The sequence below is a fragment of the Paraburkholderia dilworthii genome (assembly GCF_000472525.1).
Lineage (GTDB): Bacteria > Pseudomonadota > Gammaproteobacteria > Burkholderiales > Burkholderiaceae > Paraburkholderia > Paraburkholderia dilworthii.
Map to the genome: position 1 here is coordinate 57,664 of NZ_AWZT01000014.1, position 25,039 is coordinate 82,702.

Here is a 25,039-nt window from a genome sequence, read left to right on the forward strand (position 1 = left end):
ACCGAGCCTATGACGATTCGCGCCCTGCACGTCGCAAGCGAGCTGTATCCCCTCCTGAAAACGGGCGGTCTCGCCGACGTCGTGGGCGCGTTGCCGTCCGCGCTGGTCGAGCGCGGCGCCGACGTCCGCGTGCTGTTGCCCGGCTTTCCGGCAGTAGCCGCCGGTTTGCGCGACGTGCATCCAGTCGCGCAACTGGGCCGCCGTTTCGATGCGCCTCACGTCACGCTCGAACAAGGCACGCTGCCGTCGAACGGCCTTATCGTCTACATGATCCGCGCGGCCACGCTGTACGACCGGCCCGGCAATCCTTATCTGAACGACGAGCATGTGCCGTATGGCGACAACGCGCAGCGTTTTGCGCTGCTCGGCTGGGTCGCCGCGCAACTGGCGCAGCAGCTCGACCCGGCGTGGTCGCCGCAGATCGTCCATGCGCACGACTGGCATGCGGGACTCGCCGCCGCCTATCTGAAAGCGGCCGAACGGCAGCTTGGCCGCGCCCCCGCGCGCAGCGTCTTCACTGTGCACAACCTCGCGTATCAGGGTGTTTTTCCGGCGCATCAGTTCGGTCAGCTTGGGCTGCCCGACGATTTTTTCAGCATGTATGGCGTCGAATTCTATGGACAGCTTTCGTTTCTGAAGGCGGGGCTTTACTACAGCGACCGCATCACCACCGTAAGCCCCACCTATGCCCGCGAAATCCAGACGCTCGCGCAAGGCGGCGGACTCGACGCACTGCTGCGCAGCCGCTCGCACGACCTGAGCGGCATCCTGAATGGCGTCGACTATACGGTGTGGAACCCGGCGAGCGACGCGCTGCTCGAAAGCCGCTACACCGCCACCCGGCTCGCCGGCAAACTGGCGTGTAAGGAGGCGTTGCAAAAACGCTTCGGCCTCGCGCAGAATAGCGACGCGCTGCTGTTCGGCGTGGTGAGCCGCCTCACCGAGCAGAAGGGCCTCGACCTGCTGCTCGAAACCGTGCCGGAGATTGTCAAGCGCGGTGGTCAACTCATCGTGTTCGGCACCGGCGACCCGGCGCTCGAAAACGGCCTGAAACGCGTCGCGCAGACGCATCCCGAATCGGTCGCCGTGGAACTCGGCTTCGACGAAAAGCTCGCGCATACGATCATCGCGGGCAGCGACGTGGTCGCGGTGCCGTCGCGCTTCGAGCCCTGCGGGCTGACGCAGCTTTACGCACTCGCCTACGGTTCGTTGCCGCTCGTGCATTGCGTGGGCGGTCTCGCGGACACCGTGGTGGACGCATCGCTTGAAAATCTCGCCGAGGACCTCGCCACCGGTTTCGTCTTCGAGCACTTCCAGCCGCGCGGCCTCGCCGCGGCGATCCGCCGCGCCTTCGCGCTCTATGGCCGCCGCACGGAATGGAAAGCGACGCAGCGGCGCGCAATGCGCCAGGACTTCGGCTGGGGCGCGTCGGCGGACCGCTATCTCGCGCTGTATCGCGAGCTTGCCTGACCGCTGAGCCGTCGGGAAACCGCGAGCTTGTCCGAATCGTAAGCCGTCGTGAACCGCGGCCTGCGTGAACCCCACGCTGTCCGATCACCGCCGGGCGCGGCACATCCCGGTGCAAACCGTGCGCGCCGAGCATCCCGGGTGATGGTTCGGCGCAACAGCACGGGGACGGATCAACTGCCTTGCGGCAAACTCATGTATTGTTTCCTGACGATGCAGACCGTGCATTCTTCTTGCAAGGTCTGAAGCAGTCCTGCGCGCGAGGCATTCGGCTCATGTCGAAACACAATCGCGGCGCATCCCTCCCGTTTTCACCGACCGCGCACGAACGGCTGCGCGAGCCATACCATGACGAAGAACGTTCTGAGCATTCAGTCACATGTCGTTTTCGGGCACGCCGGCAACAGCGCCGCCGTGTTCCCGATGCGTCGACTTGGCGTGAATGTGTGGCCGCTGAACACGGTGCAGTTCTCGAACCACACGCAGTACGGCCATTGGACCGGCACCGCCATCAACGCCGCGCAGATGGAAGAACTCGCCGAAGGCATCGGCGCAATTGGCATGCTGCCGCGCTGCGACGCCGTGCTTTCCGGCTATCTCGGCACGTCGGAGCAGGCGCAGTCGGTACTGGAAATCGTCAAGGCAGTAAAGGCCGCGAATCCGCGCGCCTGGTACTTTTGCGATCCGGTGATGGGCGCCGCGAGCGGCCGCAAGGTCGAGCCGGGTATCCAGGAATTTCTCGTGAATACCATGCCGGAGATGGCCGACGCGATGGCGCCGAACCATACCGAATTGCAGCGGCTCGTCGGCCGCGAGATCGAGACGCTCGAAGAAGCCGTCGCCGCGTGCCGCGAGATCATCGCGCGCGGACCGAAGCTCGTGCTGGTCAAACATCTGCTTGACCGCAATAGTCCCGCTGACCGTTTCAACATGCTGGTCGTCACCGAACGCGAGGCGTGGATGGGCCAGCGTCCGCTCTATCCGTTCGCGCGGCAGCCGGTTGGCGTCGGCGACCTGACGAGCGCGGTGTTCGTCGCGCGCACGCTGCTCGGCGATACGATTCGCGCGGCGTTCGAGCACACGCTCGCGGCCGTCAACGCGGTCGTCAAGATGACCTGGCAAGCCGGCCGCTACGAGCTCGAACTGGTGGCCGCGCAAAACGAAATCGCGCAGCCGCGCGAGTGGTTCGACGCGTGGGTGGCCGAGACCACCTAGCCGCCGCGTTCGGCGCGGCCGGCAATGCTGCTGGCCGGCCGTGCGCCGCATGGAAACTTGTCGGCCAGCCGCTCGTCCTATAATGCGTGCCGCGTGCGCGAAGCAACACCTCACGCACGCGGCAACTTTCTCAGGCATCCGGCATTCAGCATTCAGCAGACGAGGCATCGATGGACGGTTATATCCGCAGCGAGCGGGAAGAGTATTTCGAACAGTTGTGCATCAGCGTCGATGCAGACGAAGTGCACGAACAGGAAGCCATCGAGTTCTTCGAGAACCAGTTCGACCAGCCTGACTTCGACCCCACGCAGTGGCTCGACATCGCGCTCTACTACTCGCCCGCGGTGGCGCGCGGCATCATCGACATGGTGACGCCCGACGACAAGGCGCGCAGCAACATCGCCGAAGTGATCGCCGACAACCTCGATATTTCCTATGGCGAGGACGAGTGTCAGCAGTTTGCCGAGACGATCGAGTTCGCGCTGAACAACGGCGTGCCGGTGGACCTCGACGTCGTGCTCGACGGCTGCCAGCGCGCGATCGACGATCTCGACACGTGGGCCGACGACGAAACCAAGGCGCCGCTTCTGCGTCTGCGCGAAGAAGTATTGCGTCAGCAAGGCGAGCGCTAGGACCCGGCGCATCGCTGGGCGCGCAAGCACTGCGCTTGCGTTTCGCGTTTGCGCTTGCCTTTGCGTTTGTGAGGCGCTTACCGCCATTCCCCTGCCGCAAACACGCGGCTCGATACCCGCGCGTGTTTAAACATCTCCCCAAGCGTCTCTTCGACGTTTCTTAAGCATATGCGGTAATCCGCATCCCCGCCCCGCCATCAGGCGCGCCGCCCGCCCACGCGCGCGCGGCTTATGCCGAAATCCTCATCCAAAGCGCCGCGAACTGCCAAGACGCCGGCATATTGGCTTTCTATATTCGCGCCACATGACCGGCATGCAAACGCGAGTGCGCGTATTCCAGCATTGTGTATCGCGAGCCATCGTCCTTAGTCTCTTGATGCACGCCGGACCCGCGTCATAGCCTTGCCGCTTTCATAACCTGGAACTGTCGAAGTAAGGAGAGACCATGAGTTTTAACAACACGCTCAAACCGCTTGCTTTGTTCGTTGGCGCCATGATCGCAGCCGCGCCGCTCGCCAGTTTCGCCGACGACCTGCCGGTCAAGATCGGTTTCGCCGCGCCGATGACGGGCGCCAACGCCGGCTACGGCAAGGATCTGGAGAACGGCGTGCGGCTCGCCATCGAGGAAGCCAACGCGCAGAAGATCAAGATCGGCGATAAGGTCGCCCCATTCCAGATCGTCTCGCAGGACGACCAGGCGGACCCGCGCATCGGCGTGCAGGTCGCGCAGAAGCTGGTCGACGCGGGCGTTTCGGTGGTGGTCGGCCACTTCAACTCGGGCACGACGATTCCCGCCTCGCAGGTGTATGAGCAGGCCGGCATTCCGGTGATCGACCCGGCAGCGACCAATCCGATCATTACCGGCCGCGGCTTCGCGAACACCTTCATGGTGATCTCCACAGACGCGCAAAACGCCGGCAACGCGGGCGTCTATGCAGTCGAAGTGACGAAGGCCAAGCGCATCGCCATCATCGACGACCGCACCGCCTTCGGTCAGGGCGAAGCCGACGAGTTCGAGAAGGCCGTGAAGGCGCATGGCGGCAACATCGTCGCGCGCGAGTACACCGACAATCACGCGGTCGACTTCAGCACGCAGATCACCAAGATCAAGGCGGCGAACGCGGACCTGATTTTCTTCGGCGGGCTCGACACCCAGGCCGCGGGCTTCGCGCGGCGCATGAAGCAACTCGGCGTGACGGCGCAACTGGTGGGCGGCGGCGGCGTCGAGGACCCCGAGTTCATCAAACTTGCGGGCGATGCAGCCGAAGGCGTGATGGCCTGGGAATACGGCCGCCCGCTCGCGCAACTGCCGGGCGGAAAGGACTTCTCCGCGAAGTTCAAGAAACGCTTCGGCGGCGACATCCTGTCATATGCGCCGTTCGGTTACGACGGAGCGTGGGCCGCCATCAAGGCGATGCAGCAGGCCAAATCGACTTCGCCCAACGATTACCGGCCGGTTCTCAAGGCGATCGACTTCGAAGGCGTGACCGGCAAGATTTCCTTCGACAACACAGGCGCGCTGAAAAGCGGCGCATCGACGCTGTACCAGGTCAAGAACGGAGCGTGGGTTCCGATCGTGACCAAGAGCGGGTCCTAAGCGGCGCTACTTCGCGCTCGGGGCTCTCGCAGCCCTCGTCATGCTCGCGGCCTTGACGACGATTTGCGCGTCGAGGTCGCGCTCGATCCGCACGAGATCGTCTTTCATCGCGGCGAACTCTTGTGCGGAGCACATCTGGTGTCCGAAGGCGGCATGCAAATGCCGCCTGATCTGTAGCACACGCGCCGCGGAGTCGAACACATAGTGCGACGAGAAGGTCATAAACCGGTTCTGCACGTCGGTATCGATGGGCGTGTCGGTCAGCTGGACAAAGCGCGGCAGCGTGATTTCCAGTGTCTCGTCGAAGTCCCCGCCGATGCACGCCCACGGCTGCGTACGCACCGGCTCGGCGAGCCACGCCTGGACCTGCGAGCCCATGCCGCCGGAGAAGCTCGTGAATGCCGGCATTGCCGTGGTGCCGTCGGTCCACACGAAGTGCTCGATCTTGCCTTGCACCGACGTCGCGAACGGCCCATCTGTTACCGCCACGTCTGCGGTACGCAACTGCGCGGTGCCATGCAGGCCGGTCTGCAACAGACGGCTGCCGGCAATCTGTTGCGTACGCTGGCGCGACGCGCGTCGAAAGATGTTGCGTTCGATCTCGGCGGTAAAGCCCGCGTCCTCCACGCGATACGCGTAATCCGCAGTACCGTTTTCATCGACGTCGATCTGCACGCGCGCGCGCCGCTCGCGCGATTGCGTGGCCGGCGTGCGCGACAGCACGCCTTCGCCGACCAGCAGAACCGGTCTGTCCATCACCGCCACAGGCAGGTAGCCGAAGCCCACGCCGCCCGCCGTCGTGTCCGCGTACAGCGATAGATCAGGAATCCAGACAATCGCGTGATTGATCGCGCTCGCGCCGTAGCCAGGCACGTCCGGCAAGCTGTAGTAAGGCCCGAGATTGAGCAGCACGGCCTCACTGCGAATACCGACGGCGGCCAGCAGAGCGCTGTAGAGCGCGACGTGATCCTTGCAGTCGCCATAACGATTGCGCAGGATGTCGGCCGCCTTGTGCGGAATCGCCGCCGTCTCGCCCAGAAAGAGCGCGACGTAGCGGATATTCATGCGCACCCAGTCGTACAGCATGTGCGCCTTGTCGCGCGGATCGGCGGCACGCGCGGTGAGCGACTGCGCAAGCCGCACGATTGCCGGATCGTCGAAGGTGACATCGGTTGCCGGCCCGCGATAACGCGCGGCGAAGCTCGCAAAGTCGGGCACGGTGGACACCATCAGACGGTCGCCCCAATTCGCGTAGCCGACCGCGCCCGCTTCGAGCCGCGCATACGGCCCGTGCCGGTAGTCGAATTCATAGCGTGTGCGGCCGTTCGCCGTGACCGGCGGCAACGCGGTGTAGCCGCGCGCATCGGCATAAAGCGGCACGTCGGCGGGAAGATCGAAAATCAGGCGCTGTTCCTCGACGGGTTCGCGTGTGGGTTCCACGAGATATGCGAAGGTGCCCGCCTGCAAGGGCTTTGCGCGCGTCTTGCGAAACGTGAGGTGCACGCGTGAACCGGGCTCGACGCCGGGAAAAATCACGGTGCGCAATACGCCGTCCTGGAAGCTCGGCGCACCCGCCGAGCGCGGCTCCTGGATGTCGCGGATCGCTTCGGGACCGACCACGTGTGTCGCGCCGTCGGGATCGATCGTCTCGGCTGCGAGCAATTGCACCTGCTCGATGTCCTTGTTGAACCACACGTAACGTTGCGCGATGTCGTCGACGCCGCTCGTCGTATTCGCGCGCAACACGCTGTCGTCGTGTTCCTCGATGGACCCGTCTTTCTGGATCGTGAAGAGATGGACGTCACGCTCCATCGTGTAGGGCGCGCGCTCGTCGCCGGATGAGTTCGAGGGTGTCTCGTCGGCGAAAGCGATGGCGGCTGTCGCGCTTAACGCAAGCGCGGCGGCAATCTTCAGGGATGCCGTGTAACGCATCATGAATAATGTTGTCGGCGCGGCGCGCACCGTGATTGCGCGGCGCATATGAGTTGCCGTGATTGCATTCGCTGCGAAGTGCCGGCCTGTGCGTCGTTCGTGCCCCTTGCGTCCTCTGCGCCCTTTGCGTCCTTCGTGGCGTTGCTGCCGTTCGAGCGCTGTGCGCCCTTCCTGCCGCTCACGTCGCTCATCAATCGCCTTCACCGATCTGCCCGAGCAAAGCCTGCAGTCTCTCGACATGCCTTAGCAGCAAATGCCGATGCTTCTCGATCTGTTCGAGCCGCCCGGCGAGATCGGCCTGGATCGGATCGTCGGAATCGGCGGCGGCGATCACGTCTTCCACCTTCGATCGCAACGATGCGAGTTCAACCGGCGCATGAACGAGATGCCGCTCGAAACGCCGGACCTCGTGGACCGCCAACTCACGGACCTTGCGAAAATACGCCTGGCGTCGATGCGCTTCTGCGTCGACGCTCTCGTCCTCGATACGTTTAGCAGGCGACGTCTGGCCAAAAATCGGCTCGGGCGGCCGCAGCACGGTTTTCTTTCGCACGGGATGCGCGGTGCCGCGAAAACGCGCGAGCGGCTGTTCGTTGTCGATCGCCTCGCGCGCGTTGGCCGGAATGTCCGCTTCGGTGTGGGGCGTGTTCATCCAGCCATTCGGCAAACCCGTCACGGCTTCGATGCCGCGCACGAACTCCTCGCTGAATTCGCGTTGGCCCGACAACATCAGCTTCAGATAGCTCGCGGAAAAAGTCATCATGCGTGCGAGGCGACTGGCCGCGCCCACCTCGCGCGTCAACAGCACGAGATTCGCGCGCCAGACCGGGAGCAGCAATTCGTCGGAATCTTCCATCGCTGGGTCTTCCATCTTTTGCCCGATGTAAAGACAACGCCGTTGCGAGCGTCATCGTTTTGAAAGGGTAGCTGTTGCATGGCCTCGCTGGCAAGCGGCGTGCGCGACCCGCGCCCGACCGTATGCGTCGAATTTACACGCATCGCTGAACCTCAATGCACAAGGCGTTTTGCGCCCGTCGTCGCGCTGTTCGACAGCTTGCATCGCACCGGCGTTCCTCCGCCACCCGCGTCGATGTGGCATGCTTGCAAATCGTGCGGCATACGTCGTACTGCATCACGAATTTCCCAACACTGATTAGGGGTTTTGTAATGAAGAAAATCGTTCTGGCTATTGCCGCAGCCGTCGCTGCCCTCAGCGCAATCGCGCCCGCACAAGCTTATGAGCATCACCATCCGGTGTGCCATAAGGTGCGTGTGCATCATCACTGGGAACGCCACTGCCGCTGATCGTTACCTCGCATCGAGGATAACGACGGCCGCCGCGAACGCCGTGCGTCGCGTGCATCGCAAAGCCCCGCTACGTGCGGGGCTTTTTTCATCGACGGGTCGGCATGACGCGGGCAAATGCGCCGGATACCGGCGCCATGACGCTATACGTTGTGCGCGAAAGGCGCGGCGCGCAATTGCGGACACACGCTGTTACACCTTTGCGGTCTGGACCGACGCGGCAAGGCCGTGCGCGAATTACGCCAGCGCCGTGAACCGCGTGGAAACGAGGCGAGAGATGCGGGGAACCGAAGCGTTGCGGGACCGCGTTCAACAGGCCCTGACGCGCTCCAGCGCCGTCGCGACCAGTTGCTCCAGCAACGGTTCAATCATCGCGGCAAGCGCTTGATCGTATGCATACGGCGGCTGTTCCTGCATGTAGGTGATCTGCGACAACTCCAGCTGCACAGCATGCACGCATTGCGAAGGCTGACCATATTGCCGCGTGATGTAGCCGCCCTTGAAGCGGCCATTGGCGACAGCTGAATAGCCGCCGTGCCGCTCGACCACAGCCGCCAGTTCCTCGCCCAAACCCGCCACCGCACTTGCGCCATTCGACGTGCCGAAATTGAAATCCGGCAAGCGTCCTTCGAAGAAACGCGGCACATGCGACCGGATCGAATGCGCCTCCCATAGCAGCACGTTTCCGTGCTGAGCTTTGAGCGCGGCAAGTTCGCCCGACAGAGCGCCGTGATACGGCATCCAGTAAGCGTCGCGGCGGCGGGCCACTTCGGCCTCGTCCGGCAGACGGCCTTCGAGGTACAACGGCTCCTTGTCGAAGGTATCGACGGGCAAGAGTCCTGTTGTGTCCTGCCCCGGATAGAGGTTCGCTCCGTCGGGCGGACGGTTCAGGTCGATCACATAGCGTGCATAAGTGGGCGCGAGAATCGACGCGCCCATGCGCTTCGCGAACGCATAGAGCCGGTCGAGGTGCCAGTCGCAATCGTCGGTACGAAATGCCGCGGGCGTCATCGTCGCGGCAATATCGGCGGGAATCTGGGTGCCCAGATGCGGAATGGAGATCAGCAGCGGCAGGCTTCCTCGATGCAGCGTGAAAACCGGCGGAGTATTCGGAGCAGTCATGTCAGTCCTCTTTCAAAGGATCTTTGCAGCGAGAGATGCACGCGACGTGCGTAAGGCGCTGCATGCTTCACGTCATTTGAACAGTTCGGCGAGCGCCACGCGATAGCGCGCGTAAGCGCCCTCTTCGTCGCGATGCCGGCGATTGTCGACCACCTTGTCGCCGCCCGCGTACACGTCGCGAATCGGCGTCTCACCGTGCTCGCAGAATACAACACCGGAAAGCCACGCGTTCGGCGCATGTTCGGCAATGCTCGCATGGTCCGGGTCGAGCACCAGCCAATCCGCGCGATGCCCCGCTTGCAATGCCCCCGTCGCCCGACCCGTGGCTCGCGCGCCGCCTTCGAGCGCCGCGTCGAAAAGACGGTCTGCCACATACGGCGTTTGCGCGGACGCCAGCACGTTGCGTTGCCGGCGCGTCAAACGCTGCCCATATTCGAGCAGGCGCAATTCGGCGCGCCAGTCGACGCCGATATGGCTGTCCGACCCGAGGCCGATACGCCCTTGCGCGTCGAGATATTCATGTGCGGGGAAAATGCCGTCGCCAAGATTCGCCTCGGTGGTCAGACACAAACCCGCGACCGCACCGCTCTTCGCGAGCGCAAGCGTCTCGTTCGCATCGACATGCGTGGCGTGCACGAGGCACCACCGGCTGTCGACGTCGAAACGATCGAGCAACCATTGAACCGGACGCGCGCCCTCCGTTTCCATGCACGCGTCGACTTCGGCGGTCTGTTCGGCGATATGGATGTGAACCGGCGCGCTGTCGTCCAGTCCGCCAAGCAGTTCGCACAACGATCGTTCGGAGACGGCGCGCAGCGAGTGCGGCGCTACCCCGTAGCGCAGCGCCGCGCTTTCGGGCCGCGCGGCGCGCAATGCGGCGAGCAGTTCGAGCAGGCTATCGGGCGTGTTGACGAAGCGCCGCTGGTCGTCGCGCGGTGCACGCGCGCCAAAGCCGCTGTACTGATACAGCACCGGCAGCATCGTCATGCCGATGCCGCTCGCCGATGCCGCATCCACCGCGCGTTGCGCGAGTTCCGCCGGATTGCCGTAGCGGCCGCCGTCCGGCATGTGATGCACGTAATGGAACTCGCACACCGACGTATAGCCCGCCTTCAGCATCTCGATGTAAAGCCATTGCGCGACGCTTGCCAATCCCTCGGGTGTGATACGCGCGGCAAAGCGATACATCAGATCGCGCCAGCTCCAGAAGTTATCGGCGGCGCCTGTACCGGAGGCCGCGCGATATTCGGTAAGACCGGCCATCGCGCGCTGAAACGCATGCGAGTGAAGATTCGGCATGCCAGGCAATATTGGGCCCGCGGCTGTGGCTACGGACGCGGACACGTCTCGCGTGTCGGGCCTGACCGCGGTCAGTGTGCCTTTAACGTCCCATTCCAGCAGCACGTCGCGGCGCCAGCCGTCGGGCAAGTACGCATGCTCGGCGAGTAGCGATTGTTTTGCTTGTGTCATCTCTCAGGTCCTGGCTCAATTCGCGCCGCGTATCGAAGGGCGATAAACAGTCTCGCCCGCGCGCACGACCCGCGCACACAACGGACGCCCGATCCAATAAGTCAATTCCGCCAGCGAATCGACTGACCATACCGCGAAGTCAGCCGCGCGGCCCGCTTCGAGCGAGCCGTGCCGGTCCGCCTTGCCGAGCGCGCGCGCCGCATGCGACGTCACTCCCTTCAGCACTTCGGGTACGGTCATGCGGAATAGCGTGGTCGCCATGTTCATCATCAGCAGCAACGAGGTGGTGGGCGACGTACCTGGATTGCTGTCGGTGGAAATTGCAATCGGCACCTCGTAACGCCGCAGTAAATCGAGCGGCGGTAGCTGCGTCTCGCGAATGAAGTAATACGCACCTGGCAGCAACACGGCCACCGTGCCTGCTTTTTTCATTGCGGCGACGCCGGCTTCGTCGAGAAACTCCAGGTGATCAGCGGACAGCGCGCGATGGCGCGCGGCAAGCGCCGTGCCGCCGCCGTTGGACAACTGCTCCGCGTGCATTTTTACCGGCAGCTTGTGGCGCGCGGCCGCATTGAACACGCGCTCGCTTTGTTCGAGCGAAAAGCCGATACGCTCGCAGAACACATCGACAGCATCGACAAGGCCTTCGTCTGCGAGTGCGGGCAGCATGGTGTTACAGACTTCGTCGATATACGCGTCGGCGCGGCCCGCGAATTCGGGCGGCAACGCGTGCGCGCCGAGGAAGGTCGTATAGACCGTCACTGGATAACGCTCGCCCAACTGGCGCGCGACGCGCAGCATCTTGCGCTCGGCCTGCAGATTGAGCCCGTAACCGGATTTGATTTCTACAGCCGTCACACCTTCGCGAAGCAACGGTTCGAGCCGCGCGGCGGATTGGCGGAACAACTCTTCTTCGCTCGCAGCACGCGTCGCGCGCACCGTGGACACGATGCCGCCGCCCTGCCGCGCAATCTCTTCATAGCTGACGCCCGCGAGGCGCTGCGCGAATTCATCGGCGCGCTGCCCGCCGTACACGAGATGCGTATGGCAATCGACGAGCCCCGGCGTCACCCACGCGCCGTGCAAATCTTCGCGCGGCCATGCAGCGTATTCAGCGGGTAATTCGGCAGCCGCGCCGAGCCATACGATCTTGCCGTCTTCGACGGCTATCGCGGCATCGGCCAGCGTATGTTGTGGATCGCCCTGAGGGCACAGTTTCAGTTGATGCCAGACGGTTTGCTTCATCGCGTGCTCTTTGCAGCTTGTTGCGTGTCTGTGGAGGTTCGCGTGCGCGCGTTGTTGTGCGGCCAGGCGTGCACGTGAATCGTCGTCATCGTCGGGCGGCGTAGCGGATGCTGATTGCGAGCAGCGCGCCCGTGCCTTCCACCTTGCATGGCAAAGCATTCGGCGTATCGATGCGCAACGCGTCGCCAGTTTGCAGCCATTGCTCGGGCGCGTTGCCCAACGTGACGGCAAGCGGGCCGTTCGCGCAGTAGAGCAGCGCCACGTCGGCGGACAACGTGCGTTCGTGCCGCGCTGCATGCGGTGCTATGTGTCCGGCCGCGCGCCACACTTCGAGCTCGCCTTGCGCCGACTCGCGATGCACCATCAAGTTGAAGTCGCGCGTTGCGCCGTCGACAAGCCGCGCGTCGATCGGCGCCTCGCCATTGAAGCGCGCGATATCGAGCGGCCGTGTCAACGCGTGTGTCTTGACCGTATCGTCGCACTGGGCTTCGTCGAGCAACATGCCCGCGCCGGACAACAGCACGAGCGTGCGATCGATCCCAGCAAATCGCGAGAACGGTCCCGCTTGCGCGACGTCGGCCACACTCACGCGCCATATGAACGTATCGAGCGCTGCGTGCGCAGGAAACGCCGCGACTTCGCGTGTGACGCCGCCGCCGTTTTTCCACGGCGCGGCTACGAGCTCCGCACCACGGATCAATGTAACGGCGCCCGTTGAGCCGACCGTAACAGCGCCTGTGCTGAGCGCAAACGTCATGCTCAACGGCCCAGCATCGGCAGATTGAGGCCCGCCTCGCGCGCCGTTTGCTGCGCGAGTTCATAGCCCGCATCCGCGTGACGCATCACACCCGTCGCCGGGTCGTTGAACAACACACGGCCGAGGCGTTCCTTCGCGGCATCTGTACCGTCCGCGACGATCACGACCCCCGCATGCTGACTGAAGCCCATGCCGACTCCGCCGCCATGATGGAGCGACACCCACGACGCGCCGCCTGCCGTATTCAGCAACGCGTTCAGCAACGGCCAGTCGCTCACGGCGTCGGAGCCGTCCTTCATCGACTCGGTTTCGCGATTCGGGCTCGCCACCGAACCAGTGTCGAGGTGATCGCGGCCGATTACGATCGGCGCCTTCAGCTCACCGTTCTTCACCATCTCGTTGAAAGCCTGGCCCAAGCGGTAACGATCCTTCACGCCAACCCAGCAGATACGCGCGGGCAAGCCCTGGAATGCAATGCGTTCGCGCGCCATGTCGAGCCAGTTATGCAGATGCGGATCGTCGGGAATCAGCTCCTTGACCTTCGCGTCCGTCTTGTAGATGTCCTCGGGATCGCCCGAGAGCGCGACCCAACGGAACGGCCCCTTGCCTTCGCAGAAGAGCGGACGGATATACGCCGGCACGAAGCCCGGAAAATCGAACGCGTTTTCCACGCCCATTTCGAGCGCCATCTGCCGAATGTTATTGCCGTAGTCGAGCGTGGCCGCGCCGCGCTGTTGCAACGTCAGCATCGCTCGCACCTGTTCGGCCATCGACTGCTTCGCCGGCGTGACGATCGAATCCGGCGCGGTCTTTTGACGCTCGCGCCAGTCTTCCAGCTTCCAGCCTTGCGGCAGGTAGCCGTGAATCGGATCGTGCGCGCTCGTCTGATCGGTCACGCAGTCCGGCGTGATGCCGCGCGTCACGCACTCGGCGAACACGTCGGCGGCATTCCCGAGCAAACCGATCGACACCGCGCGGCCCGCCTGCTTCGCTTCTTCGAGCATGGCAAGCGCTTCGTCGAGCGTCTTCGCTTTCTTGTCGACGTAACGCGTCTTCAGACGGAAGTCGATGCGCGTCTCGTCGCATTCGACGGCGATCATCGAGAAGCCGGCCATCGTCGCGGCGAGCGGCTGCGCGCCGCCCATGCCGCCCAAACCGCCCGTCAGAATCCAGCGGCCCGCCGGATCGCCATTGAAATGCTGGTTAGCCACCGAGAAAAACGTTTCATACGTGCCCTGCACGATGCCCTGGCTGCCGATGTAGATCCAGCTGCCCGCCGTCATCTGCCCGTACATCATCAGACCCTTGCGATCGAGTTCGTGGAAGTGTTCCCACGTCGCCCAATGCGGGACCAGGTTCGAATTCGCGAGCAGCACGCGCGGCGCGTCGGGATGCGTGCGGAACACGCCGACCGGCTTGCCCGATTGAATCAGCAGCGTCTCGTCTTCGTTCAGGTCCTTAAGCGAAGTGAGAATCTGATCGAAACAATCCCAGTTGCGCGCCGCGCGGCCAATGCCGCCATAAACCACGAGCGCATGCGGATGCTCCGCTACTTCGGGGTCCAGATTATTCTGAATCATCCGGTAGGCGGCTTCCGCGATCCAGGTCTTGCAGGTCTTCCCGGCGCCGCGCGGCGCACGGATCGTGCGAGTGGGATCGAGACGCGGGTCGATGTGTTTCGGGTTGTTCATGGTGGCCCTCGGAATGCCTGAAGATTGAGCGGAATAGGTCGGGGAAGAATCGGGAAAAGCGGGATCAGAAATGTCCAGTGAAGCGGTAACGGCTGCCCGGATGCCAGAGATTCGCGATCGACGCAACTTGGCTTTGCGACCACGTCCGCCGATGCAGCACGAGGCAAGGCTCCAGTTCGTCCAGCGTCAGAAGCTCGCGGGTGTCGCCGTCCGCGGCCAATGCCTCGATGCGGTACTCCACACGCTGCAACGGCGCAACCCGCACCAGGTACTGATTCGGCGTCGTGTTCGTGAAGTCCTGCGACGCATACTCGGGTGCGACAACCGGATTGACCCAGCGCTCCTCGAGTTGCACCGGCTCGTCGTTTTCGAAATGCAGCACGCGCGAATGAAATATCGGACTACCCGCGCTCACCTGCATTTCTTCGGCGAGCACCGCATCGGCGATGCTCGCGCCGATATGCAGCACCTTCGCCTGATAGCGATGACCGCGCGCGACGATCTCGTCGGAAATGCTGCGGATCGCCACCAGCGTCGATTCGTACTTGGGACGCGCCACGAAGGTGCCTGAACCCTGCACACGCGTGAGCACCTGCTCCGAGGTCAGCTCGCGCAACGCGCGGTTCACCGTCATGCGCGCGACGTTGAATTCGCGCGCAAGCTCGTTTTCGGAGGGCACCTGGTCGCCTTCGCCCCATTCGCCCGCATGAATGCGCGCGAGGATGAAGTCCTTGATGCCCTGATAGGCCGGTGCGTTCATTGGCTGCTGCCTCGCTGTCCGCTTACTGTTCGGACACGAAAGAGAACGGGCTCAGCTTCGCAATCGTGCCGTTCTGCACGAGACGCGTAACGGCCGCGATGTCCGGCGCGAAGTAGTGATCGAGTTCGTAATGCGCGACGTCCTTGCGCACCACGTCCATCACTTTCTGCAAGCTCGGGCTCGTCTTGTGCGGCGCGCGCAGATCGACACCTTGCGCGGCGGCGAGCAATTCGATCGACAGAATGTTGGCCGTGTTCTCCGCAATGTCACCAAGCTTGCGCGCGGCGAACGTCGCCATCGAAACGTGATCTTCCTGGTTTGCGGACGTGGGCAACGAATCGACGGAAGCCGGATGCGCGAGCGTTTTGTTTTCGGATGCCAGTGCGGCAGCCGTCACGTGAGCGATCATGAAACCGGAGTTCACGCCGCCGTCGCGTACGAGGAACGGCGGCAGGCCCGACAGCGTCGCGTCGATCAGCAACGCGATGCGGCGTTCGGCCAACGCGCCGATTTCCGCGGCGGCGAGCGCGAGATTGTCGGCGGCGAACGCGACGGGCTCCGCATGGAAATTGCCGCCGGACAGCACTTCGCCGGTGTCGGGGAAAATCAGCGGATTGTCGGAGACGGCGTTGGCTTCCAGCAGCAGCACGTCGGCGGCATGGCGCATCTGATCGAGACACGCGCCCATCACTTGCGGCTGGCAACGCAGGCTGTACGGGTCCTGCACCTTGTCGCAGTCCGCATGCGAGACGTTGATGCCCGAGCCTTGCAGCAGCGAGCGGTAAGCCGCCGCGGCGTCGATCTGGCCTTGATGGCCGCGCAGTTCGTGAATGCGCGCGTCGAATGGCTTGACCGAACCGGCCGCCGCATCGACCGACAATGCCCCGGCGACGAGCGCTGTGCGGTACAGATCTTCGATTGCGAACATGTTGTACAGCGCGAGCGCTGTCGACGCCTGCGTGCCGTTCAGCAGCGCGAGACCCTCCTTCGCTTGCAGCGTGAGCGGCTTCAGGCCGACGAGCGCGAGACCTTCGGTGGCCGGCAGGCGTTCGCCCTTCGCGAACACTTCACCGACGCCGAGCAAGACCGCCGACATATGCGCGAGCGGCGCGAGGTCGCCCGATGCGCCGACCGAACCCTTCACTGGAATGACCGGCAGTACGTCGGCGTTGTACAGCGTGATCAGCGCTTCCATGACTTCGCGGCGAATGCCCGAATGACCGCGGCCGAGGCTCGACAATTTCAACGCGATCAACAGACGCACGACCGGGCGCGACATCGGCTCGCCCACGCCCACCGCATGCGACAGCACCAGATTGCGTTGCAGCAGTTCGAGCTGGTCGTGCGGAATATGCGTGCTGGCAAGACGCCCAAAGCCCGTGTTGATGCCATAGGCCGGCTCGCCCTTCGCGGCAATGTCCGCCACGGCTTTTGCGCATGCGTCGATCGCAGCGTGGCTCGCGGGATCGAGTTGTAGCGGCACGTGTTCACGCGCGATCTGGCGCAGTTGCGGGAGAGTCAGGTGGCCGGGCTTCAGAGTCATCATGGTTGTTGTCCTGTCTATACAATTTGAGAGAAGTCTAGCCGCGCCGCCTTGTATATACAACTTGTTTTTAATGCTCCGGAGCCCAGGGCTTTCCACTAATGCGTCATGCGTCGGCTTCGGGAGCCGGTCGGCCATTTGCTGGCAGCGGGATAGGAGATCGAGGCCAGCGGAGCCAATGCGGCTCGTCAACAGCAAACTTGTATATACACGCCCAGAATCCAGGCCGCTATGTGGGCAAAAAAATGGTCTGGATTCATCGGCGGGCTATAGAAACATCCGCGCATAACGCAAGAAGCCCGCGAACTCTTGCAAGCCGCGGGCTTCCGTCAACAGCGGGTGACTTCGACCTCGATACGGGCTAGAGGCGCACGCGCGCCGCGATGAAATCCAGAAAGCACCGCACGCGCCCCGCCAGCGACGCACTCTGGTAATACACGGCGCTGACCGGCTGACGCTCGTCGAGCAGCACGTTGCCGAGAATCGGCACCAGGCGTCCGTCGCGGATGTCGGCGGCGATCATGAAATCCGCAAGACATGCGATGCCCCAGCCCGACAACGCCAGTTGCCGTAACGTTTCTCCGCTCGATGCCGCGATCGACGGCTCGATTTTCAACGGCTCGGCTTTACCTTTACCGTTGCCGTTGCCTTTACCCTTGCCTCGCTCGCGCAACGGCCAGCGATTCAGATGCTCGGGCGCGGTGAAGCCGATCATGCGATGCGCGCGCAACGCGTCGACCGATTTCGGCTCGCCGTGCTCAGCCAGATATGCGGGACTCGCGACCACCCGCAGTGTGCTGCTGCCCAATGTGCAGGCATGCAGCGTGGAGTCCTGCAACGCACCGATCCGGATGGCGATATCCACTTTGTGCTCGAGCAGATCGACGATGCGCTCGTTGCTGGTCAATTCCAGACGGATCTCCGGATACAGCTCGGAAAACGCCGTCATGTACGGAGCGATGCAGTGAAGCATGAACGGCGACGCCGCATCGACGCGCAAGCGCCCTGAAGGCCGTCGGCGTCCTCGCGTAACGGATTCCTCGGCTTCTTCCATCGCATCGAGAATGGCGCGGGCGCGCTGCAGGAAGCCCTCGCCCTCTTCGGTCAGCTGCAAACGGCGCGTCGTGCGCCGCACCAGCGCGGTGTCGAGCTTCGTTTCGAGGCGCGTGAGCGCGCGGCTCACGCCCGACACCGTCTGCCCGAGCTTCTCGGCTGCCGCCGTGATCGAACCGCTGTCGATCACGCTGACGAACACCAGCAACTCGTCTGTGGAGGTTTTCATTGTTGATTTCAAATCAAGATTGATTTGAGACTAACACGCTTTTTGCGAGAATCAAGACGATGGATACTGCTTGCCTGTCATCGTGTTTCCACTCGGGAGAAGGTCTTGGAGATTTTCATTACAGGCGCAAGCGGTTTTATCGGCGGTTCCATTGCGGCGCATCTCGTGCGCGCCGGTCATCAGGTCCGCGGTCTGATCCGCAAGCCCGAACATCGCGACGAACTGAAGCGGCTTGGCATCGAGCCTGTTATCGGCACGCTCGACGACCGCGCGTTGCTGATCGCCGAAGCGCAAGCCGCCGACGCCGTCATCAACGCGGCCAGCAGCGATCACGAAGGCGCGGTGAGCGCGCTGATCGAAGGACTCTCCGGCTCGGGCAAGCCGTTCCTGCACACGAGCGGTTCGAGTATCGTCGGCGACGCGTCCGGCGGCGAAGCGGCAGAAGCTCGCATCTACCGTGAAGATGCGTTGCCGGAGCCCACCGCGGATAAAGCCGCGCGCGTCGCGATCGACCGCCAGGTGCTGGAAGCCGCGCAGCAGAATATCCGCTCTGCCGTGCTGTGCAATACGCTGATCTACGGCCACGGCGCGGTGGCGGGCAGCGCGAGCGTGCAATTGCCGCGGCTAGTACGGCAGGCGCAGAAGAGCGGCGTGGTGCGCCATGTCGGCAGCGGCGGCAACACGTGGTCGAACGTGCATATCGACGATGTCGCCGAACTCTATCGGCTCGCGCTGGAGAAAAGCCCGGCGGGCACGTTCTATTTTGTGGAGAGCGGCGAGGCGTCGTTCCGCGAGATGAGCGCGGCCATTGCTCGCGCGATGAAGCTCGGCGAGCCGCAAGACTGGCCGCTCGAAGAAGCGCAAAAGGAATGGGGCTACGAAATGGCCTCGTACGGGCTCGGTTCGAATAGCCGCGTACGCGGCGAACGCGCGCGCAAGCTGTTGGGCTGGCAGCCGAAGCGTACGTCCGTGATCGACTGGATCGAGCGCGACATGACGTCCGGGCAGGCGGCGTAGCTGGGGCTTCATCCGTAATTTGTGTAAGCGTCGGCGTTGCAAATCCGTAAGCTCGGCTCGATAGAATCCCGCTCACCTGACCCGCGCGGTTCATGATTCGAACCGCACACGAGCCCGGATTTTTATCGATGACCTTGGCGTTGAATTTCGACTGGCTGACCAACCTGCTGGCGATTCTGTTCGTCGTAGCGTGCCTTTACGATGCACGCTACGACGAATACGGCACGTTGACTCTATCAGCGGCCTTGATGGGTCTCGCCGTGATGGCGATCGAGCTATTCCTCAAGCCCGCGTTCGATATGGCGCTGTAAGCGCGCGACGCTCGCGCTCGCACCTTCGTTGTCACCCTCGTTGCGATTCACGAACCGCAAGCGGCACAACCGCCGCCCTGCGCGTTCTCTTCGCTCTCTTCATAGCGGTCGTGGTGCTTGACCCAGTCCGCGAGACTGCTCGTTTCATTGCGGCCTTTCGGCGTAACGTCCAGATGCGCGTACGTGTTGATGAAGCGCTCGTCGCCGCGCCCGTAGCAGGAATAGGTGTGATACACGTCGCCGTTCGCGTCTTTATAGAAGACGCTGTGGCCATGTTGTTCGTCGATGCCGACGTCCTGCTCGGTGAAGTTATAGAAAGCCTTCTTGCTCGCCAATTGTTCGGGCGTAAATGACACGTGATAGTCGAAATTGAAATCGCTTCCGTTTGACGACACCCACGGGAAGGTCCAGCCCATGCGTTTTTTAAAGGCCTCGATCTTTGGTAGCGGCGCAAGCGAGACCGTCACATAAGACACATCGTGATGTTCCAGGTGCGCGACGATACCGACCATGTGATCCGACAGGAACGAGCAGCCGACACAGCCCTCTTCCCAATCCGCTCCCAGCATGAAGTGGTAAACGATCAACTGGCTGCGCCCGCCGAATAGATCGGCAAGTGTCTTGCGGCCCTGCGGCGTATCGAATACATACGTCTTATCCACCTTCACCCACGGCAGCTCGCGGCGTTTGCGGGCGAGTTCGTCTCCGGCACGCATGTGGGCTTTTTCTTCCACCAGCAGCGCCCTGCTTGCCTCCAGCCATTCCTGCCGCGAGCCAATCCGGTGTTGCGGGTCGAGTTGCGATTGCGTTGGTGATTGCGTCGGTTCCATCTGCGTCTCCTTCACAGTGATATGCACGGCATATGCGACTCATCGACGAATCGCGCCAGGCGAACGTGGCTGCGCGTCATGAACCGCGCCGCTTTCTCGCGGACGGGGAAGACTTGCGCGGCCGGGGTGTCGACAGTGCAGCGACGCGCGCGGCCGGCTTTTGTACCCGCGGCGCTTTGTCTTCTTCTTCGACGAAAGCAGCCAGACGATCGAGCGATTCGGACCAGAAGCGCTGATAGCGGCCGAGCCACGCCATTGCTTCTTCCATCGGTTGCGGGGAAAGGCGGCAGGCGACCGTGCGGCCGTTCTTGCTGCGCGTGATAAGGCCGGCACCCGAGAGAACGTCGAGGTGCTTCATCACCGCGGGCAAGGACATCGCGAACGGCTCGGCGAGTTCACTCACCGACAGTTCGGTTTCCGACAGACGCGCGAGCAGCGCACGCCGCGTGGGGTCGGCCAACGCGGCAAAAGTGCGATCGAGTATCGTTTCATTAAACTTAACCATGAGGTTAAGTTTAGGAGCGAACGCTCGAATGTCAAGGACAGGTAGGCAGTTTTCGCGAAGCGCGGCAAACATGCGCACGCACAGAACAAAAAGAAACGCGGCGCGTCGCAAATAGATCGTTGCAACACAGCGCGTCAGGGGGAGAACAACCGGCTGCGGTTCGAGCGGCGGCACGTGGACGATACTGCGTCGTTCTCGCGTTAGAACAAAAACGAGCAGGCCGCGAGCACGCCGCTGCCTGCTGAAAAAATCAGATCGCCCAGCCGCCGAGATAGAACCCGACCAGCACAATCGCAATCGCCACTGTGCCCACGTTGAGCTTGCGGTATTCGCCGCTTACTACGCGGCCGATGACGAGCGTCGCGAAACCGAGCATGATGCCGGTCACGATATTCGCCGTGAGCACGATGAACACCGCGCACATGAGACCCGACATTGCGTCGACCATGTCGTCCATATGCAGCTTGCTGACGTTCGACAGCATCAGCAGCCCGACATACATCAGCGCGGGCGCGGTTGCATACGAAGGCACGAGGCCGGCGAGCGGCGAGAAGAACATCACGCCGAGGAACAGCAGGCCCACCACCGCGGCCGCCATGCCGGTTTTCGCGCCGGCCGCCACGCCGACCGTCGATTCGATATACGCCGCAGCCGGCGCGCCGCCGAGCAGACCCGAGAAAATCGAACTGACCGAGTCGGCCGTCAGCGCGCGGCCACCGTTGATGATGCGGCCGTTTTCGTCGAGCTGGCCCGCTTGCCCGGCCACCGCGCGGATCGTGCCGGTCGCGTCGAACACGGCGGTCATCACGAGGGCGAGCACGCTCGGCAACACCGCCATCGACAACGCGCCCTTGATGTCCATCGCGCCGATCAGCGACTCGTGTCCCGGCGCGCTCAGCGACGGCACCGCGAATACGCCATGAAACGAGACGGCCGGATCGACGAGCAGCGCAATCGCGGAAATTGCGACGATCACGATCAGGATCGAGCCCGGCACGCGGCGGCGCACGAGCCCGAAGATCGCCGCGAGCCCCGCTACCGACATCAGCGCCGGCAAGGCCGTGATATTGCCGAGCGAGACCGGCAAACCGGCGCCCGGATTCTTCACGACGAGACCCACGTCGTTGGCGGCGATCAGCAATAGAAACAAGCCGATGCCGATGCCCGTGCCGTGCGCGATGCCCGTCGGAAGATTGCGCAGAATCCACGAACGCACGCCCGTCACCGAAATCGCGGTGAACACGACACCCATCAGGAACACAGCGCCGAGCGCGACAGTCGGATGCAAGCCCTTGCCGAGCACGAGACCGAACGCCGTGAACGCGGTCAACGAAATAGCGCAGCCGATCGCAATCGGCAGGCGCGCCCACACGCCCATCAGCAGCGAACCGAACGCGGTGGTGAGGCACACGGCGACGAATACGGCGCTCGTGTCGAAGCCCGCTTTGCCGAACATCCCCGGCACGACGAACACGGAATAGACCATCGCGAGAAAGGTCGTGATGCCCGCGACGATCTCCTGGCGCTGCGAACTGCCGCGCGAGGAAATTTCGAAGTAGCGGTCGAGAAAGCCCTTGGTGTCGAATGATTCGGCGCCGGCTTCGGAAAGCGGCTGGGCGTGGGGTTCCATCATGATGAGTGCCTCCTTTATCAGCATGCTGAAACGGCCGTCGAAGTGGCCGTCATCAGGTTCGTCTCGTTGCGTAGGCTTAAGGTGTGCCGCGCGCTTGTTCTCGTTTCTGTCTCGAAATGTAGGGCAACACAAATATATCTCCCATCGCATGAATGGCATGCCGGGCATGTCGCGACTCTTATATCGTTTAAGCGACGGCGAAGCCGCCCCGTCATCCGCGCGTATACACCTAGCGCTCGTCACGCTTCGTCATCGCGCCATGAAAGCGCTTTGAGAGCTTTCCGCAAGCTGCCGTACGCCGAGCCGTGCGCCGGGTCGGGTCCGGCGCGGCACGAAGCGTGCTTGGCGCCTACCCGTCACACGGCCCTCAAAACGGGACCGCCCGACGTCGCGGGTTAAACTCTGGGCCGTACTGTCTAACCGCGGCGCTCTATCGCCGCACCGGTTCATGGAGTTCTCCCTGATGAGTGGCGGCTTTTCGCTTCCTGCCTGGCGTCATACGATTCTCGCGACGTTCGCGCTGCTGGCGCTTCTTGCACTGTCCGGCTGCAGCAGCCTGCTGTGGGGAACGCAGCAGGCGCCGATCGTCGAGGCCACGGTCATGCCGGTCGAAGCCGCGAGCGCACCGGTGGCTGCTTCCGCGCCCGAGCCCGTCGAGACCGAAGCCGCCGAGCCCGAGCAGCCGAAGAAGCCGAAGAAGCCCGTCGTCAAGCCGCACAAGGTCGAGCCGCCGCCGCCCGTCGTCGCGGCGCCGCCGCCTCCACCGCCTCCCCCGCCGCTAATCGTGCTGCGCACGATCGGGCGCAACGACGCGCACACGCTGCTCGACAGCGAGGTGCAGAAACCCGACGGCAAAGTGGTCGGCCGGGCGGTCGACATGATCGCGGATGCAAGCGGCAAGCCGCGCGAAGTCGTGGTGAATCTGCAAGGCTTCCTGGGTGTCGGCGATCGCAAGGTCAACTTCGCGTGGAACGCGTTCCGCTTCACGCCGACCGCGAAGACCGCGCCGATCACATTGAATCCGTCGGCGACGCCGGTGAATCCCGCGAAGGCGAATGCCGCGATGCAATTGCCGTTGATCGACGCGACGGTCGAGCGTTCGAACGGCGCAAAGGTCGGCCGCGTGATCGACGTGCTGATCGACGTCAATGCGCAGCCGCAGGCGGTCGTGCTGGACGTCAACGGCATGGTGAGCACTGAGCGGCGCACGATTGCGGCCAACTGGTCGGCGCTGCGTTTCGTCGCGAAAGACAAGGAACTGCATCCTCAAATCGATCTGAGCGATGCGCAGATCAACGCGACGCCGCCATACGCGAGCGACAAACCTATTCGCGCCGTGTCCCCCGCTCCACCCGCGCCCGCCGCCGCTGCGGCGCCTGCCTCCGCGGCGACAGCCACGGCGGGTTCGAACGCACGGGCGGTCCGATGACAGGCCGCACTCTGGTTACGGCGCGCAGCCTGCGCGCGCTCGATTGGCTGAACTTCTTCGTCGCCAACGTGCAAACGGGTTTTGGACCGTTCATCGCGTCGTATCTCGCGTCGCATAAGTGGACCCAGGGCGAGATCGGCATGGCGCTGTCGGTCGGCACGATCAGCGCGATGGTGAGTCAGGTGCCGGGCGGCGCCGCTGTCGACGCGTTGCGCAACAAGAAAGGCGCGGCCGCGTGGGCAATCATCGCGATTATCCTGAGCGCGGTGTTGCTGGCAGCAAGTCCGACGGTGCTACCGGTGATCGCCGCCGAGGTTTTTCACGGCTTCGCCAGTTGCATGCTGACGCCGGCGCTCGCGGCCATCTCGTTCGCGCTCGTCGGACGTGCGAATCTCGGCGACCGGCTCGGGCGCAATGCGCGCTGGGCGTCGATCGGCAGCGCCGTCGCGGCCGGGCTGATGGGCGTATTCGGCGAATACTATTCGCCGCGCGCGGTGTTCTGGCTGACAGCCGGACTCGCCGTGCCCGCGCTGTTCGCATTGGCGATGATCCAGCGCACCGACACCATCCAGTTGCCGAAAGCCGCGCCGACGCCGGAGCAGATCGAGCGGCGCGAAAGCCTGCGCGAGTTGCTGCGCGATAAACGCATGCTGCTGTTCGCCGCTTGCATCGTGTTGTTCCACTTGTCGAACGCGGCGATGCTCAATCTCGCCGCGGGCGAAGTGACCGCCGGCATGGGCGACAACGTGCAACTCGTGATCGCCGCGTGCATCATCGTGCCGCAAGCGATCGTCGCGATGATGTCGCCGTGGGTCGGCCGTTCCGCCGAGCGTTGGGGACGCAGACCGATCCTGCTGCTGGGTTTCTCCGCGTTGCCGATTCGCGCGCTGCTGTTCGCCGGAATCAGCAGCCCTTATCTGCTCGTGCCCGTGCAGATGCTCGACGGTTTGAGCGCGGCTGTGTTCGGCGTGATGCTGCCTTTGATCGCTGCGGACGTGGCCGGCGGTAAGGGGCGCTATAACCTGTGCATCGGCTTGTTCGGGCTCGCGGCCGGCATCGGCGCGACGTTGAGCACGACGGCGGCCGGCTTCGTCGCCGATCACTTTGGTAATGGGATCGCGTTTTTCGGACTCGCTGCTGCGGGGGCGCTCGCTGTATTGCTGGTGTGGGCGGCGATGCCGGAGACGCGCGATGCGGCTGCGGCAGAAGACGGCGCGCCGGTGGCGGACGGGGGTGGGTCGGCGGTCAGGTAAATCGCGGTTGCTGTGCCTGCGGCGCCGGTTTGCACCGCAGGCA

General features: G+C 63.5%; 22 protein-coding genes. 9 read left to right on the forward strand and 13 right to left on the reverse strand.

From position 1 onward, the window contains the following. Positions 1-9: 9 nt before the first annotated feature. From glgA to F759_RS0114790, 4 genes are all read left to right on the forward strand, one after another. Positions 10-1,470 (forward strand): glycogen synthase GlgA, encoded by a 1,461-nt coding sequence (glgA, locus tag F759_RS0114775; protein ID WP_027800533.1) that lies wholly within the window; start codon positions 10-12, stop codon positions 1,468-1,470. Positions 1,471-1,815: 345 nt separating this feature from the next. After that, positions 1,816-2,682: a pyridoxal kinase PdxY gene (pdxY, locus tag F759_RS0114780; RefSeq protein WP_027800534.1), complete on the forward strand. Its 867-nt coding sequence runs from the start codon at positions 1,816-1,818 to the stop codon at positions 2,680-2,682. Positions 2,683-2,852: 170 nt separating this feature from the next. Continuing rightward, positions 2,853-3,314: a hypothetical protein gene (locus F759_RS0114785; protein WP_027800535.1), complete on the forward strand. Its 462-nt coding sequence runs from the start codon at positions 2,853-2,855 to the stop codon at positions 3,312-3,314. Between the two features lie 445 nt (positions 3,315-3,759). Beyond that, on the forward strand, positions 3,760-4,911 hold the full coding sequence (locus F759_RS0114790) for a branched-chain amino acid ABC transporter substrate-binding protein (protein WP_027800536.1): 1,152 nt from the start codon (positions 3,760-3,762) through the stop codon (positions 4,909-4,911). Between the two features lie 6 nt (positions 4,912-4,917). Here F759_RS0114790 and F759_RS0114795 read toward each other — a convergent pair whose 3' ends face one another. Together F759_RS0114795 and F759_RS0114800 are read right to left on the reverse strand one after the other, a co-directional pair. Beyond that, positions 4,918-6,846 carry a DUF3857 domain-containing transglutaminase family protein gene (locus F759_RS0114795; RefSeq protein WP_027800537.1) on the reverse strand — a complete coding sequence of 643 codons (1,929 nt, stop codon included), beginning with the start codon at positions 6,844-6,846 and terminating at the stop codon, positions 4,918-4,920. Between the two features lie 187 nt (positions 6,847-7,033). Beyond that, a complete protein-coding gene (locus tag F759_RS0114800; protein WP_027800538.1) occupies positions 7,034-7,699 on the reverse strand; it encodes a hypothetical protein in 666 nt (221 codons plus the stop codon). Positions 7,700-8,010: 311 nt separating this feature from the next. Between F759_RS0114800 and F759_RS43320 the strand changes: the two genes are divergently transcribed. After that, positions 8,011-8,148, forward strand: a complete 138-nt coding sequence (locus tag F759_RS43320; protein WP_167334025.1) for a hypothetical protein — start codon at positions 8,011-8,013, stop codon at positions 8,146-8,148. Positions 8,149-8,457: 309 nt separating this feature from the next. Here the strand turns inward: F759_RS43320 and hutG are convergent, their stop codons facing one another. The 8 genes from hutG to F759_RS0114845 form a co-directional block, all read right to left on the reverse strand. Continuing rightward, entirely contained in the window at positions 8,458-9,270 is an 813-nt protein-coding gene (gene hutG, locus F759_RS0114810) for an N-formylglutamate deformylase (RefSeq protein WP_027800539.1), read from the reverse strand. 72 nt (positions 9,271-9,342) lie between these two features. Beyond that, on the reverse strand, positions 9,343-10,740 hold the full coding sequence (locus F759_RS0114815; RefSeq protein ID WP_027800540.1) for a formimidoylglutamate deiminase: 1,398 nt from the start codon (positions 10,738-10,740) through the stop codon (positions 9,343-9,345). Between the two features lie 15 nt (positions 10,741-10,755). After that, positions 10,756-11,985: an imidazolonepropionase gene (hutI, locus tag F759_RS0114820; RefSeq protein ID WP_027800541.1), complete on the reverse strand. Its 1,230-nt coding sequence runs from the start codon at positions 11,983-11,985 to the stop codon at positions 10,756-10,758. A gap of 85 nt (positions 11,986-12,070) precedes the next feature. Further along, a complete protein-coding gene (locus F759_RS37775) occupies positions 12,071-12,742 on the reverse strand; it encodes a HutD/Ves family protein (protein ID WP_036024427.1) in 672 nt (223 codons plus the stop codon). Between the two features lie 2 nt (positions 12,743-12,744). Next, on the reverse strand, positions 12,745-14,433 hold the full coding sequence (gene hutU, locus F759_RS0114830) for a urocanate hydratase (RefSeq protein WP_027800542.1): 1,689 nt from the start codon (positions 14,431-14,433) through the stop codon (positions 12,745-12,747). Between the two features lie 64 nt (positions 14,434-14,497). Next, positions 14,498-15,193, reverse strand: a complete 696-nt coding sequence (gene hutC, locus F759_RS0114835; RefSeq protein ID WP_027800543.1) for a histidine utilization repressor — start codon at positions 15,191-15,193, stop codon at positions 14,498-14,500. 22 nt (positions 15,194-15,215) lie between these two features. Next, entirely contained in the window at positions 15,216-16,739 is a 1,524-nt protein-coding gene (gene hutH / locus F759_RS0114840; protein WP_027800544.1) for a histidine ammonia-lyase, read from the reverse strand. A gap of 358 nt (positions 16,740-17,097) precedes the next feature. Next, positions 17,098-18,018, reverse strand: a complete 921-nt coding sequence (locus F759_RS0114845; protein ID WP_027800545.1) for a LysR family transcriptional regulator — start codon at positions 18,016-18,018, stop codon at positions 17,098-17,100. A 105-nt stretch (positions 18,019-18,123) separates the two neighbouring features. Between F759_RS0114845 and F759_RS0114850 the strand changes: the two genes are divergently transcribed. Both F759_RS0114850 and F759_RS0114855 read left to right on the forward strand, forming a co-directional pair. Then, positions 18,124-19,035 (forward strand): NAD-dependent epimerase/dehydratase family protein, encoded by a 912-nt coding sequence (locus F759_RS0114850; RefSeq protein ID WP_027800546.1) that lies wholly within the window; start codon positions 18,124-18,126, stop codon positions 19,033-19,035. A gap of 128 nt (positions 19,036-19,163) precedes the next feature. After that, positions 19,164-19,346 (forward strand): hypothetical protein, encoded by a 183-nt coding sequence (locus tag F759_RS0114855; protein ID WP_020069888.1) that lies wholly within the window; start codon positions 19,164-19,166, stop codon positions 19,344-19,346. A gap of 47 nt (positions 19,347-19,393) precedes the next feature. Here the strand turns inward: F759_RS0114855 and F759_RS0114860 are convergent, their stop codons facing one another. The 3 genes from F759_RS0114860 to F759_RS0114870 form a co-directional block, all read right to left on the reverse strand. Then, entirely contained in the window at positions 19,394-20,176 is a 783-nt protein-coding gene (locus tag F759_RS0114860) for a DUF899 domain-containing protein (protein ID WP_051377275.1), read from the reverse strand. 76 nt (positions 20,177-20,252) lie between these two features. Beyond that, positions 20,253-20,681, reverse strand: coding sequence for an ArsR/SmtB family transcription factor (locus F759_RS37780; RefSeq protein WP_036024440.1), 429 nt, complete (start codon positions 20,679-20,681; stop codon positions 20,253-20,255). Positions 20,682-20,931: 250 nt separating this feature from the next. Then, on the reverse strand, positions 20,932-22,314 hold the full coding sequence (locus tag F759_RS0114870; RefSeq protein WP_027800548.1) for an NCS2 family permease: 1,383 nt from the start codon (positions 22,312-22,314) through the stop codon (positions 20,932-20,934). 463 nt (positions 22,315-22,777) lie between these two features. Here F759_RS0114870 and F759_RS0114875 point away from each other — a divergent pair, with 463 nt between their 5' ends. Then, entirely contained in the window at positions 22,778-23,743 is a 966-nt protein-coding gene (locus F759_RS0114875; RefSeq protein ID WP_027800549.1) for a PRC-barrel domain-containing protein, read from the forward strand. Then, positions 23,740-24,996, forward strand: a complete 1,257-nt coding sequence (locus F759_RS0114880; protein WP_027800550.1) for an MFS transporter — start codon at positions 23,740-23,742, stop codon at positions 24,994-24,996. The genes F759_RS0114875 and F759_RS0114880 overlap by 4 nt, the downstream gene beginning before the upstream one ends. Positions 24,997-25,039 lie beyond the last annotated feature (43 nt).